Source organism: Paenibacillus sp. UNC451MF (assembly GCF_000686845.1).
Classification (GTDB): Bacteria; Bacillota; Bacilli; order Paenibacillales; family NBRC-103111; genus Paenibacillus_S.
This window is the reverse complement of sequence record NZ_JMLS01000002.1, coordinates 252,946-267,725: the sequence shown is the minus strand read 5'-3', so window position 1 is coordinate 267,725 and position 14,780 is coordinate 252,946. Positions and strand designations below refer to the sequence as shown.

Annotated in this window: 6 protein-coding genes and 1 pseudogene; 5 read left to right on the top strand and 2 right to left on the bottom strand. The window is 47.4% G+C overall.

All coding sequences use genetic code 11. The features are described from left to right. Nucleotides 1–9 precede the first annotated feature (9 nt). Nucleotides 10–915 (top strand): LysR family transcriptional regulator, encoded by a 906-nt coding sequence (locus BP97_RS0104370; RefSeq protein WP_028548005.1) that lies wholly within the window; start codon nt 10–12, stop codon nt 913–915. Nucleotides 916–1,035: 120 nt separating this feature from the next. After that, nucleotides 1,036–2,172 (top strand): annotated as a pseudogene (locus BP97_RS35235) (5-methyltetrahydropteroyltriglutamate--homocysteine S-methyltransferase). Nucleotides 2,173–2,212: 40 nt separating this feature from the next. Here the strand turns inward: BP97_RS35235 and BP97_RS0104360 are convergent. After that, nucleotides 2,213–4,045, bottom strand: coding sequence for an adenine deaminase (locus BP97_RS0104360; protein ID WP_028548004.1), 1,833 nt, complete (start codon nt 4,043–4,045; stop codon nt 2,213–2,215). 383 nt (nt 4,046–4,428) lie between these two features. Here BP97_RS0104360 and BP97_RS0104355 point away from each other — a divergent pair, with 383 nt between their 5' ends. Next, on the top strand, nt 4,429–5,010 hold the full coding sequence (locus BP97_RS0104355; protein ID WP_028548003.1) for a 50S ribosomal protein L25: 582 nt from the start codon (nt 4,429–4,431) through the stop codon (nt 5,008–5,010). A 121-nt stretch (nt 5,011–5,131) separates the two neighbouring features. Here the strand turns inward: BP97_RS0104355 and BP97_RS40585 are convergent, their stop codons facing one another. Beyond that, on the bottom strand, nt 5,132–5,248 hold the full coding sequence (locus BP97_RS40585) for a sporulation protein YjcZ (protein WP_197035409.1): 117 nt from the start codon (nt 5,246–5,248) through the stop codon (nt 5,132–5,134). Between the two features lie 207 nt (nt 5,249–5,455). Here BP97_RS40585 and BP97_RS39535 point away from each other — a divergent pair, with 207 nt between their 5' ends. Then, nucleotides 5,456–5,764, top strand: a complete 309-nt coding sequence (locus BP97_RS39535) for a hypothetical protein (RefSeq protein ID WP_028548002.1) — start codon at nt 5,456–5,458, stop codon at nt 5,762–5,764. 789 nt (nt 5,765–6,553) lie between these two features. Beyond that, nucleotides 6,554–14,674 (top strand): S-layer homology domain-containing protein, encoded by an 8,121-nt coding sequence (locus BP97_RS35230; RefSeq protein WP_036745477.1) that lies wholly within the window; start codon nt 6,554–6,556, stop codon nt 14,672–14,674. The last annotated feature ends 106 nt before the right edge of the window (nt 14,675–14,780 follow it).

Sequence of the window (14,780 nt, the reverse complement as noted above, 5' to 3'; positions counted from 1 at the left end):
GATTAAACATTGACGCTGCAGCAGTTGAAATATGTGATTGAGGTTGCTAACCGGGGGTCCATGAACGAAGCGGCTAAGCGCCTGTTTATATCCCAGCCAAGTCTGTCCAACGCGATAAAGGATCTGGAGGAAGAAATTCGGATTACGATTTTCGAGCGAACGAATAAGGGGATCTCCCTTTCCAAAGAAGGTGCCGAATTTCTCGGCTATGCCCGGCAGGTGATTGAGCAGGCAGAGCTGCTGGAGGGACGGTATTTGAATGCGAAGCCGTCGCCGCAGCATTTTTCGGTATCAACCCAGCATTATGCGTTTGCGGTCAACGCGTTTGTAAACCTCGTTCGCGAATACGGTCATGACGAATATGAATTGGCGCTGCGTGAAACCAAGACACACGAAATTATTCAAGATGTCAAAAGCCAGCGCAGTGAAATAGGTATTCTATATCTCAACGAATTCAACGCCAAAGTGATTAACCGGCTGCTGAAAGACGCCAATTTACAATTCACAGGCTTGTTTACGGCGAAGCCGCATATTTTTATAAGTGTTCAAAATCCACTCGCTAAGCAGTCTGTCGTGACGATCGATCAGCTTCAGGACTACCCTTACCTGTCCTTTGAGCAGGGCGAATACAACTCATTTCATTTCTCCGAAGAGATTTTGAGCACGCTATCGCATCCCAAAAGCATTCGCGTGAATGATAGAGCAACGCTATTCAATTTACTGATAGGACTGAACGGCTATACGATTTCTACCGGGGTGCTGAGCGCTGATTTGAACGGGAATGAGATTATTCCTGTCCCTTTGGCTTGTGACGAAACGATACGTGTCGGTTGGATCTGCCATAAGAATGCTGCGCTTTCCAAGCTCGCTCTGGCTTATATTGAAGCTCTGCACCAAGCCATTTCAGGCTCTTAGAGCTGTTATAGCTTGAGGCTATAGCTAGTTATAGTAATTTGGAGTTACAGTATAACGGGTGAGGTATGTTATCTTTCTTTTAGCGAATTCGATATTTAGAGGCTAAGGGAGAGGGATACAATGAGCAATCCGTTTGAAAGTGCGAAGCAAAGGACCGTAACCCCGTTTAGACATGATATGGTCGGCAGTTTTCTGCGCCCTCAGGCGCTCAAAGAAGCGAGAGCTCGGTTTGTGAACCATGAAATTTCGGCAGACGAGCTAAAAGAAGTAGAAGATCGGGAAATCATCAAGCTAGTTGAGAAACAAAAATTAGTAGGGCTGCGGGCCGTGACGGACGGTGAATTCAGACGCTCCTGGTGGCATCTTGACTTTATGTGGGGGCTTGATGGTGTAGAGAAGGTCACCACTGAAAGCGGCTATCGGTTTCAAGGGGAAGAGACAAGAGCTGAAACCGCACGGCTGTCAGGGAAAATCGGATTTTCCCATCATCCCTTCGTGGAGCATTTCAAGTTCTTGAAGAACGCTGCCGGCGATGGAGTGATCGCCCGTCAGACCATACCGTCTCCTGCTCAGTTTTTGGCAGAGCTTCAGCGGGGCGAGAACAAAGCGAGCACCGAAGCTTGCTACAGCAACACAGATGAGCTGGTTCAGGATATCGCAAAAGCCTACAAAGCTGCGATCCTCGCTTTCTATGAAGCGGGCTGCCGCAGCCTCCAGCTGGATGATTGCACTTGGGGGATGCTGTGCGATAAGAACTACTGGGAAGCGAGACAGCAGGAGGGGATCGATGCTGCCGGGATAGCCAAGCTGTACGCTCGTGTTAATGAGCAAGCGATAGCAGGTCTTCCAGAAGACCTGATCATCACGGCTCACGTTTGCCGAGGGAATTATCATTCCACATGGGCATCCTCAGGCGGATATGAGCCTGTAGCGGAAACTCTGTTCGGAATAGATCATATCAGCGCATATTATCTGGAATTTGATACGGATCGTGCAGGAGACTTTGCGCCGCTTAGATTTGCGAATGACCGGCAGGTTGTGCTCGGACTTCATTCCTCCAAGTTCGGCTAGCTTGAAGATAAGCAGGAAATCATAGGCCGCATTAAGGAAGCGGCACAATACGTCGATATCGACCACATTTGCCTTAGTCCTCAATGCGGATTTGCTTCTACCGAGGAGGGCAATATTTTGACCGAGGAGCAGCAGTGGAGTAAGCTTGCTTTTATTAAAGAAATCACGGACGAGATTTGGAAATAAAAAATAGCGGAGGCATGAAGCCCTCCGCTATTTTTATTTCTTAAGCTTCGTCCGCGAACAAGGATACCTTCTCAAACCCGGCATCTGAAATCCGAATCAAGCCCGTATCCGAGATGTGCAGCGTCGGGATGACCACAAGCGCAAGCAGCGACAAGGTCATGAATGCATAGTTCATCGTGCAGCCAGCCTTCACCAACGCATGGTTGATGTCAATGGATTGCTTGACGACGGTCTCATACGGCTCTGTCGACATTAATCCCGCCAGCCGAAGCGGCAGCTCGACGATATCGGTATTCGTTGCAACCGCGATACCGCCCTGCATGCCAATGACGGAATTGGCCGCTTTGGCCATCAACGCATCGTCATTGCCGATGATCAGCACGTTGTGGCTATCGTGAGCTACAGTCATGGCAATGGCTGCCGGCTGATCGAAGCCGATATTGCCTACGACACCTATGGCCGAACCGCCAGTTTTGCCATGGCGCTCGAACAAAGCCATCTTGCACAATGTGCTCTCAGGATTGATTTGCAGCTTACCGTCTTTGACAGGCACATCGACGAATATTTCTTCTGTCTCTACGTGATTTTCTCTAACGACCGCTACCCTTGTTTTGATGGTCCCTGCCGAAACCGGTGTTTTAATTTCAAAATCGGAAGGCGTGAGCGTCTTCCCGATCTTAACCGAGTTAACCGCGTATTCGGGATAGTCGAATGGAGTCAGCTCCAGCGTCATTGCACCGTTCTCAGCTACCACTTCGCCTCGGGCGATCGTCATAACAACGTTAACGTCGGCCAGGTTTCCGTCGAGAAGGATAATATCGGCAATCGTGCCCGGTGTTACCGAGCCGACATCTCTCGCAACACCGAATCGCTCTGCCGTGTTCAAGGTCGCCATTTGGAAGGCGGTGACCGGCTTAACTCCTTGCTGAATGGCATGTCTTACGATGAAATTCATATGCCCTTCTTCTTTTAAGGAGCTGCAAATCCGGTCGTCCGACACAAGAATCATGCGGCGTGAGTCAATCCCTTGCTCCGTATGTGCCTTAATGGTAGCGGCGACATCATGCCACGCCGATCCGCGGCGCATCTTGGCGTACATGCCAAGTCTTACACGCGCTATAACGTCTTCTTTCGTGACGCTCTCGTGGCATCCGGATACACCGGCAGCCGCATAGGCGGCAAGCCTTGAATCATTGGAAGGCCATGTATAATGGCCGTCGACTACTTTGCCAGCGCGCAGTGTCGCTTGAATTTCACCGATCATCTTGGGATCGCCATATACGACGCCAGGGAAGTTCATAACCTCTCCAAGCGCGATCATGTCTGGCCCCCAGCTTAACGCTTCGGCCACTTCCTCCGGTCCGAATTCCGCACCTGATGTTTCGAAATCAGGAGTGGTTGAAGGGACGCAAGAGGCTACCTGCATATAAGCCGCCATAGGCGTCTGTCTCGCTTCGTCCAGCATAATTCGGAGGCCAGGCAGGCCGAGGACGTTCGATATTTCGTGTGCATCAAAGAAGCCGCCGGTAGTTCCAAGTGGAAGTACCCCATTGGCAAACTCCGTTACGGATAACAAGCTGCTCTCAATATGGCAGTGCCCGTCCAACAAGCCGGGAGCAATATATTTACCTTCCGCCTCTATGACCTTGGTTGTCTCTCCGATCATTCCCTCGACGTAAGGGCCTACATAGGCGATACGAGTGCCGACGACGGCTACGCACATATTGGACAAAATTTCGCCTGAAACAACGTTAACCAGACTACCGTTACGGATGAACAGCGTCGCATTTTTATCTCCTCTAGAGAAAGCAACCAGGTCAGGGATGCAATCTGCCAGCTGAGGCCTTGCGAATTTAGCAGCTACTTCGATCATTACAATATTCCACCTCACCCAATGACATTTAAGTTATATTTTACACGTCTGATCAAAAATAAACTAGTAAGTCATAAGGATGAAGGAGAGAAAAGAAGGATCGATTTTCATGATCTCCTAATAAAATGCCCAAACCTTGTGGAAATGGACAATAATTAGGGGGTGACCTTTGGTTTTGGAGGAATATCGGGAGCTACGCGGGAGAGGCGTTGATTTCATGGACAAAGCCCTCTGACTTAGGGATGCCGGGATGGTAAAATAATGAGGAACAAGATCAGCGCCAGGGAGAACACCTCCGGGGACTAACCCCAATTCTGTTATAAGGAAGTGACAACTCAAGACTGGCTAGAGGTGTTCACCCTGACCCAAGGGAGGACATATCGATGATATTGAAGCTGCAAGCGGAATTACGCTCAAAATCAAACGGCTCCGCCAAACGTAAATTACGGCAGGAGAAGAAAGTTCCAGCGGTTGTATACGGTAAGATGACTAAGCCCGTCTCCATTGCATTGGAAGAGAAGTCCTTGCAAAAGGCTCTACACAATCCGAACGCGCTTATAGAATTAGAGGCACCCGGCCTCAAAAAGCTGGTCGTTATTCATTCGGTGGATCGTGACCCGATTCATCGCGGCATTCTGGCCGTTGACCTGCATCAAATTAATTTGAAAGAACGTATTAAGGTTCATGTCCGTATTGAACCGATTCCTGATCCAGATGGAAAAATGATTCCTTATCAAATGTTCCTTCATGAAATACATGTCGACTGTTTGCCGGAGCAAATACCGGAGGCCATCGCGCTCGATTTGACACCCGTTCGTGAAGGAAGAGCGATCTTCGTCAAAGATCTGGATATTCCAGAAGGTGTGCATGTACTTACTCGTTCCGATGAAGTTATTGCTGCGCCATTCCACACGATCTACGAAGCGGAGGCTGTGGCAGAACCAGCAGTTGCAGCTGCGGAATAACGAATTGTAAGCTACAGAGCAAGTTCGTCCGATAATCCTGGAGAAGCGGTCTCTTGGTATGGACGCAGGGAAGCCCCGCAGCCTATATGCTGCGGGTTTTTTTCTCTGCTCGGTACCATTATTAGTACAAGCAACCGCGAGTTACGATAACCAACAGGATGAAAAGAACCAAGATAACGCCAATGCTAGTGAAAGCTCCGCCTATGCCACAGCCTGCTCCGCCTACGAGTCCGCCCATTTGTGAAGTCTCCCTTCAAATTTGATTTGGGGAATGAGCATTTATTATTTGCTCCGAAATTAAGTTATGCTTTGATGCTCCTCAATGTATGGATGCTTGACCCTACAGTATAAATATCGTTGCAGTTATTTTTGTCACTATCCGTACGCGTATAGATGCCGTTTATTTTACAAATCCTTATAAGGTAACTTATAGGAGGTGAACTTAATGTCGGGACAAAATCAACAACAAAATGCTCAACAGGGATCACAACAACAAGATTCGGGTCAGGGAGATTCTCAGCAGCAGCTTCAGCAAGCGGTTCAGCATGCCGCTGAACAAGCGGATCAAATTGCGGAGCAGACGAAGCAAATAACGCAAGAGGTTCAAATCCAACAAATTCAACAACAAATACAACAGTCTTCCGAACAGCTGCAGCAAGCTGAACAGGCTTTGCAGCAGCAATCGCAGGGCTCCGATAATCAAGGGCAAGGTCAAGGTCAGGATCAAGGTCAACAGCAAGGCCAGCAGCAATAAAAAAATTTAGCATACATGAATAATAAGCCCGTTCAAGGGCAAACTAATGATCGACGGTGAAAAGAGAGGTGTGGTTCCGTTGAGCGATCAGCGAGAAATACCGGGGAAGTTGTTAGAATCTAAATAGAAGCGAGGGGATGTGCCGCAGAGACGTTATTGTAGTACCCCATACTGCATAGTGTTTAGTGGTAAGACCTAAGGTTCAAAGAGGTTCAGGACAGTAGTACCATTAATCAATTCACCGTTGAAAAGGATCCGAAAGGGTCCTTTTTCTTTTGATAATTAATGTAAGCGCTACAAATCCCTTCAATATTCCATATGGATATGGGATTTATCCATAGTTTCGATTGATTCATGAATAGTAAACTAATAGTTATGAACTACATATCCTTGTTCAAGGAGGTCTGAAAATATGACATACAATTAGTGGACAAGATCACCGAAGTAAGCTTAGACCCACCCTGTCATTCAAAAATGGCAGAAAGCACGGATATGATTTGATGTTTAGTAAAAGCTACCCGCTGGCCTAGCCACAACACCATCATTTTGTCGCCTTAACTGGCGTCCAGGTTCGACCTCGATCTCTTACAATTTTATTTACCCACTTCATGCTTTTGATTGCCCAAATGCTACATATCCATTTCCGCTTCCGGCATACCCTTATCCTCCTTAGATTCTCCAGAGCAGCTGTTGTCCATAACCCGATGCAACTATACCCTGATGACTTAATTTAATAGATTAAGGAGTTTATGCAATCTTTTTACCGACTCATAAAGGAGGCTTTTAAAGATGCTTAGGCAGCACGCTCTCAACAGAGTATTAACCTTAATACTAATATTTGCACTTGTACTTTCTCTTTTTAACTTATCCTTTATTCCTCCATCGACGGTTCAAGCAGCGCCAGGGGACAGCACGGGCTTATTGGATGTACAGGTGAACAAGCCTGTCAACGCTGTCGTTAATCTTAACAATGCAACTATCGATATTTCATTGCCTTACGGAACCTTATACCAAATGCTGAATGTCACAACAAATCCAGGAGCAAGTGCCGCACTTTACAGAAGTGACGGAACAACGGCTATCTCTTTTAATTTCAACAAAAACGATGCCAAACTGGACCAGTTTTCAACGAGCGGAGCTACGATATATTATTTGGTCGTAACGGATAACAATGATAGCGGTAACAGTAAGAACTATACCATTACAGTGAATGTAGATAATACAGTGCCCGCTATAGCAGGCCCTTTGGGACCTAACGACAAATTTTTACCGCTTAATATTCATGGGGGGGAAACTGCTTGGGATGTTATGGGCGCATCCAAAATCGGTAATGGCAGTACTACCGGTTCGGTAGAAGGTCCAGGCGCAGCCTCTTCTTATAGCGGGAAGAATTGGAATGAATCCTTCTATGATCGTGCCGGCGATTACCCTGCGGCCTCCACCGTCAAGGAATCGTGGCTTGGAGATAACATGTATTTGCAGACCATCGACAAAAACGACGTGATTTCGCTTACGAAGTATGGAATTGAAAATATTCCGGGTACCGAGAAGCTTAACTCCGATATTTTGCGTTATCACGAATTTTTACCTTTTGTTACTCCAGACGGAGTAGGCCGGGATGATGGTGACCGTGGTGCAGTGGGCAGTGACCGCCAGAGGCTGGAGATTAAAAGCAACACTGCCGCATCCAACATAGATGCTAATAGTGTGGGCGGAGACATTATGACCCACCACTGGAGGCTTATGCTCCCTTCGGAAACGTTAAGGTTTCAGAATGATGTTACAAATTATAAAGCCGGAGATTTTATTAATCCCCATCGTTTTTGGCATATCTTTCAATTAAAAGCGATCTCGGGCGATGAAGCCGGCCAGCCAGTGACAACCCTTACGCTCGTTTCAAGCGGAGGCAAAGGCCAGCTTGAATTCAGAAACAATCCGGATGGCACTGCTGCAGATAGAATCAAGCCATTGTTCACCATTCCATTCGATAAGGTCGCTGACCGCTGGCTTGATTTTGAAGTTACGATTTTATCAGCTGACAAGGGCTATGTTTACGGTAAGCTAGTTGATCTGGAATCCAACGAAGTGCTGTTCCAAGGTGGTATGACGGCGGAAACACTCCGACGCCCTGAAGTGAAAAATCCGACTACCGGCAGAATGGAAAGAGGAGACCTGCCTGTTGTATCGGGTCAACAAAACCGTTCCAAATGGGGGCTTTACCGAGGGATGTATAACGGCGCGGGAGATGCAGCCTATGCGGATGAATTCCAAGCCGCAACCATGTATCTGGCAGATGTTCACCTGGTCAAAAGGGATAAAGACAGCTACGTTTTTCCTGATGGCTGGGATCCCAAGGTACAAACCAAGGATATTGTAGCATGGGCAAGGCCGACTGCCGTTACGGCTACCAAAGGGACCGCATTCAGTGCTTTAGGGCTGCCTTCACAGCTTGATGTCACCTTGAGCACGGGGAAAATCGAGAAGGTGAACGTTACCTGGAACCCAGCTGGTTACGACCCTAGCAGCATGGGCGCTTATCCAATTTCTGGTCAATTTGACGGCATAGGAATAACGAATACGAAAAACATTCAGCCGGTTGTTGAAGTTAACGTAAATAATGGCTATAAAAACTGGGCGGTAACACCTGGCGCTGAAATAAAGGTTGTCACACAGAGCAGTAGCAGCAAGAACAACTTTATTGATGACAAATCAGACACCTCCTGGCAAGCTCATAGTTCTTTGGGAGCTTCAGCGGCAAATGATTTTCAATACTGGGGCGCTATAAAACTGGAAAAGAAAATTGATGTTAGTAAAATCCAGATCGAATGGAGCAGCAATAGTAACTTGTTGAATAATTACCAGGTTTATTATACAAATGATGCTGCCGCTTATACTGAGCTTATTGAGGGTGGCACCCTTTCAGCAAGCTCGAGTGCAACGAAAAAGCCGCTTGATACTGCACATGGAGGCTCATGGATTCCAATCTCTGAAGTAGGGCAATCCATACCACCATCTCCTAACAATAACCAAAAGATCGATAAGACTTTGATCACGCCGGTTTCAGCTCAATATCTACTACTTGTATCCGATGTCACACTAAAGTTGGGAGCCGGCGGAATAAAAAGTAATGAATTCAGAGTTTTCGGCGAACCTTCAGTAGAGCCGCCTACTGGTTCATTAACCATCAGCAAGAAAAGGCTGAACCTTGCTATTGGTAACACAGAGACTCTTCGTACGGAAGTATTGCCTAAAGACGCCTCGAATAAGACGGTAACTTGGCTGTCAAACAATACAGCGGTAGCAACGGTAGATGCCAACGGTGCCATCACCGGTATAAGTGCAGGTACAGCCGTGATAACTGCAATCTTTGGAAACTTGAGACAAACTAGTACAGTTACGGTGATGGATGCTGCGGATATCCCCACAGCAACAGGTTCCGTCAACCTTTTGGATAAGACTCGTTTTACGCCGCAAGCAGGGATGAATCTCAAGGTAAGCTCGGAAGTTCCTGACCATCCGGGAGCAGACGCTTTGAAGTCAGGTGGCAGCGGCTATTGGCGTAATTCAAGCTCAAAAGTATATAAGAGCGATTATTCGCCATCTTCCCTTGCTTTGACGCTTGATTTAGGCAAGCCGAAGACGATTGATAAGCTGTACCTTGAAATGCCTAACACAATTACAAATATTCAAAGTAATGCGACAAGATTTGAGGTGTATTACTCCAATGACCCTAAATCTTGGGCAAGTGCGCCGACGGCTTCCGATGCGGCGAACAATTACGACTGGCAGGCAAATGGTTGGACATTGGCTGGAGGTACGGAAACGGAGGGGTTATGGTCCTATGTAACTTACAACGGACAACAATGGGGCTATGATACCAAGACATTCCTGTATCCGTTTACAGCCCAGTACGTGATGGTAAACACGATATTGGCTGGTTCCCGCAGTAAGTCCACAGATAATGATTCGATGATGGGGTTATCGGCCTTGGCTGTTTACGGCAAAGATCCGGTAGCTAACGCAACGGCTTTAGTACCTGTTAAGGATACTTACAGCACCTGGGATCAATCCGCGCCGATCTCTACAGCTATAGGTTTAGCAAGTGGACAGACGCTGACCCGTATTGCTAAGGGGGGGACAACGCTTCTTAAGGATACGGACTACATGCTATCTGGCAATACGGTTACATTCGCACCGTCCTACCTTGCCAAACTGCCGCTCGGCACTAATGAATTTACGTTCCATTTTAATAACGGCCAACCATCTATTTTTGCATTGGATGTAACGGCACGCGGTTACGGCGAGAATTCCAAGACCATCAAGATGAGCGCAATTGATGGCGTATCTCCTTATAATGTTCTAGGTGGCGCAATGGGTACCGACGAACCGGTAGAAGGCGTGACCAAAAGGATTCGAGACGCTTACCACGCATTTTACGGTGATTTGCCTCGGGCGACTGCGGCTGACGACCATATTAAGAGTGTGTGGGACGAAGCACTGAACAAAAATGTATTCAGCATTTTTGAGTACGGCAGAGGCAAAGATAATGAATTTGAGAGTAAAGTCCGCGATGGCGAGTACGGCCACAAAGGTGTTTTTGACCCGAGTGTAGGCTATGTTGTGTACGGGGCCGCTATCAACGACAGGCAAAGGGTTGAAATTCGCCCAAGTGAAGATTCAACCAAGGATTTTACAGCCTATGAGGGTGACATCGTATCCTATAATTGGCTCTGGAATATTCCGGATGGAAGCCAGTGGAATCAGTCCGGCTTCAGACACATCTTCCAGTTGAAGGCTACGAATGCACAAGCGACCAATACATTACCAGGCGGTAACACCAGTGATGAAAACGGCGCCTATATCCTCGCTATGTCGATTACCGGAACGAACAGCAGGGATCTAATAGTGAACCATAACCGATATGATGGCGATAAGACACTAATGAGAATTCCGTTAAAAGACATTGGCAGCCACTGGATTAAGGTAGAGCTTAACGCACTTATTTCCGATAGCGGATGGCTTACTATTAAGATCACAGATACAGTAACCGGTAAAGTGTACACCTATGACAGTCCGGACGTGTATCAATTGTTTTCGAATCAAGGTGCAACCGATGGCGTGAAGGACTTGTGGAGAAGACCACAAAGAGGCAGCAGCTTTGAGACTGAGTATCCGGCGACTTTCGACCAATATCTCCGTCCGAAGTGGGGCATTTACCGCAGCTCCAATGGCGGCACGAACTCCGTGAACGATGTTGAGCTTCGAGTTGCCGATATCACCATAAGCAAGGTAGTATCAGGTATTTCGTCCGTGAACCTTGCCCTTAATAAAAAAGCGTATAACGTTGGCCCGGTAAGCGGCAATCAGATCCAGAAGCAGGCTGCTGCTGCGAATGAGTACGGCAATGCGAATAAACTGACAAACGGCGTGCTGCAGGACCCGACCAAATGGAATGTAACCAATGTGACCAGTCTGGATCAAATCGGAAATTATACATGGTTGGGTACGGATGGGGACAGAAAAGGCAGCTTCGTCATAGACCTTGGCCAAGCCATGGATTTCAGCCAAGTCCGGCTATTTGCCAAATCGACCCGTTTAAAAGGCGCGACGGTGTATGTATCGAATGATACTGCCGACCACACTACGGCTGCTGAATTTGACGCAATGGCATTTAAACAAGTAGATAAAAAGACAGCCCAAGGCTACACGTACGCTACAGGTAATAATAATGGCGGTACGGATTCAGACGATAGCTCGTATCCGATCGACCTTGGTAACACCTATCATTCAAGATATATCAAAGTGACGGTGGAGAACGCATCAGGTAGTAATGCAGGCACCGATCTTACAGGGCCTCCACGACTCACGCAAGTTCAAGTGTTTAATGCCCCGCGTCCACCACAGAATCTTGTGCTTGATACCACGGGTTCAGCTAAAGTTCTGAAGTGGGATTCCGATGATTCAAGCGAGGGCTTCACGGTTTATAATGGCACAGAACTACTTGCTGACTTGCCGAAAGGCGCAACAACTTATACTCTACCGGATACCTTGACGGATACATCCAAAATCACTGTAAGATCGAAGGGAACAGATTCATACTCTCGTAAGTTGATGGTTTCGGCTCCGGCCTTACTGGCAGCTTCGGAAGTCAATCCGGACAATAAACCAAAGCTGATAAACTTGAAGGTAGACGGCGTAGATATCCCGGGATTCTCGCCAGATGAGACCAGCTACAAATATAATCTGGATCCATCCGCAACAACATTACCGAAAATTACAGCGGATGCGGCTAAAGGTTTCACTGCTAAAATTACGTATCCAGATAATTATAAGACAGATCCAGTTACCATTTTGGTAGTGAGCGATACCGATGAGAATATCAAAACAACGTATACCGTATTATTTGTTTCACCTACTGGGGAGCCGGTAACGATCTCACTTCAAGATCTATTTAATTCAGGCGCTTATACGAAACAATCATCAGTTAACTTAAGTGGCGCTAGTGGTGCCGGAACAGGGGCAGACTGGCCTTCAAGCGTTAAAGGCTACGCACAGTTAAATGGTAATACAGCGATTAACGATTATGTGGCATTCATGTTGAAGGACATACCGGCAGGCACATATAAGGTGTTGTTTGGCTTTAAAACAAACAATAACCGTGCAACATTGCAGTTATCCGTTGACGGTAAGAATCAAGGCAATCCGATAGATGAGTATTTGTCAACACAGATATATCCTGTTCAGGAGCTTGGCAATATCACCTTTACATCCAAAGGTGACCATGAGTTCAAGTTTACGGTTACGGGTAAAAATGCTGCCAGCAGCGGCCAAACAAGCACATTCTCCTTTATTCAGCTTATGCCGCTTGATGCACCGATTTCAATCGTAAGCATCACGCCGGTAAGCGTGACAACCAAAGCCGGAATCACACCAGTTATGCCGACGGTGGTTACCGCAGTGTACAGCGACAACACGAACCGCCAGTTGGGCGTAACGTGGGACAGCATTGATGCATCGAAGTATGCATCGGCAGGCAGCTTTACGGTGCAAGGAAGCGTTGCAGGTACTTCCGTTAAAGCGTTAGCGAACGTTACGGTTACGGCAGTGGAAGTCCCTGCGCCTGTTATCGTAAGCATCACGCCGGTAAGCGTGACAACCAAAGCCGGAATCACACCAGTTATGCCGACGGTGGTCACCGCGGTGTACAGCGACAACACGAACCGCCAGTTGGGCGTAACGTGGGACAGCATTGATGCATCGAAGTATGCATCGGCAGGCAGCTTTACGGTGCAAGGAACGGTAACCAGCACGACCTATAAGGCGTTGGCAAACGTTACGGTTACGGCAGTGGATGTTGCTGTGCCTACGTGGCCAACTAACTCTAGTCTCACCGTCTCCAATGTGACGCCAAGAACGGCTACTTTGAAATGGACGGCAGCGGAAGCGAGCAGAGGAATAAACGGCTATAAAATTTATACCGTTACAGGATCTACTTATACTGAAATAGCATCTCTCGGCAATGTTCTAGCCTATGATTTGATCGGCTTGACGCCAAACAGCAGCTACACTTATGTAATCCAAGCGGTGGATTCGGATGGCACTCGGAGTGTCTACGGCCCGACAATTACTTTCAGAACAGCAACTCCTAGCTCGGGATCCCGTCCAGGTGGCAGCACGTCGGCGCCGGGAGCTGGTTCAGGTGGTAGTACGACAACTGATTCTAACGGTAGTACAGGTACCATCGATCTTACCAAAGACGCAAAAGTAACCAAAGAAACAACTGCCGATGGTAAGACGGTAACAAAAGTGACCGTGGACGCAGATAAGCTGGAAAAAGCTTTATCGAATTCACTTGTTACGATTGATGTGAAGGACAGCGATTCCACAGTTAAAGTGGAGCTGCCTGGCAATGCGCTCCTGAATGCTATCAGCAAGCAAAGCCAAGCGGTTATTCGGATTCAAGCGAACGGTGTTACTTATGAGCTTCCTGTAAGTTTGCTTAAAAATATTCCAAAGGATTCAACCGTAACCATCACGATTTCTAAAGTATCCGGTAAAGCCGGGGATGATATTGATGCAGCGGTGAAAAGCTTGAACACGAAGCAAGTGATTCCGAATCCAATCGAGTTTACGATTATGGTTAATGGTAAAGAAATCACCGATTTCGGCGGTGTATATGTCAATCGTTCCTTCAGCCTGGGGGCAGCGGTTGATCCGAACAAGGTGACGGCAGTCTGGCTAGATTCGACGAACCGGCTGCATTTCGTACCGGCCGTAATCACGACGACGAACGGTTCCTCTCTGATTACGATTCGCTCGCCGCACAATAGTGTGTATACGGTCATCCAATCCGATAAATCATTCAATGATTTGCAAGGGCATTGGGCAAAAGCAGATGTAGAGCTGCTGGCGAATAAGTGGATCGTGAACGGTACAACCGATCAGTTATTTACGCCGGACGCCAACATTACACGCGCCGAGTTCGCGGCCCTGCTGGTTCGTTCACTTGGATTGGTTGAGGTAAAGGCGGATGGATTTCGTGATGTGCAACCGAATGATTGGTTTGCTGGAGCCGTTGGCACTGCATACAAAGCAGGACTGATTACCGGCTATGAAGATAGCACCTTTAAGCCAAACGATAACATCACTCGCGAGCAAATGGTTACCATGATCGTTAGAGCGCTTAAAGCTGCTGGAAAAGAAGTGAAGCTGGACAAATCGGTACTGGACAAATTCACTGACGGTGCAGCTATCGGTGAATGGTCGAAGGACGCTGTCGCTCAATCGCTTACAGCAGGCATCATTCAAGGATTGTCTGATAAAGAGTTTGCACCGCAAGACAAGGCGACTCGAGCACAAGCGGCGACTACTTTGAAACGTATGCTTCAATATCTCCAATTTATTAATTAATGGATTAAGAAGAGGCCATTCCACAGTGTATGTCTGCGGGATGGTCTCTTTAGCCATATTTTACAGCTGCTTTAGTTACACATAGGCCTCCACCCACATAGAATAA

Bases quoted from the DNA above. Each gene is read 5' to 3' on its own strand.
- BP97_RS0104360 (WP_028548004.1), bottom strand. From the start codon at position 4,045: ATGATCGAAGTAGCTGCTAAATTCGCAAGGCCTCAGCTGGCAGATTGC.
- BP97_RS0104355 (WP_028548003.1), top strand. From the start codon at position 4,429: ATGATATTGAAGCTGCAAGCGGAATTACGCTCAAAATCAAACGGCTCC.
- BP97_RS40585 (WP_197035409.1), bottom strand. From the start codon at position 5,248: ATGGGCGGACTCGTAGGCGGAGCAGGCTGTGGCATAGGCGGAGCTTTC.
- BP97_RS39535 (WP_028548002.1), top strand. From the start codon at position 5,456: ATGTCGGGACAAAATCAACAACAAAATGCTCAACAGGGATCACAACAA.
- BP97_RS35230 (WP_036745477.1), top strand. From the start codon at position 6,554: ATGCTTAGGCAGCACGCTCTCAACAGAGTATTAACCTTAATACTAATA.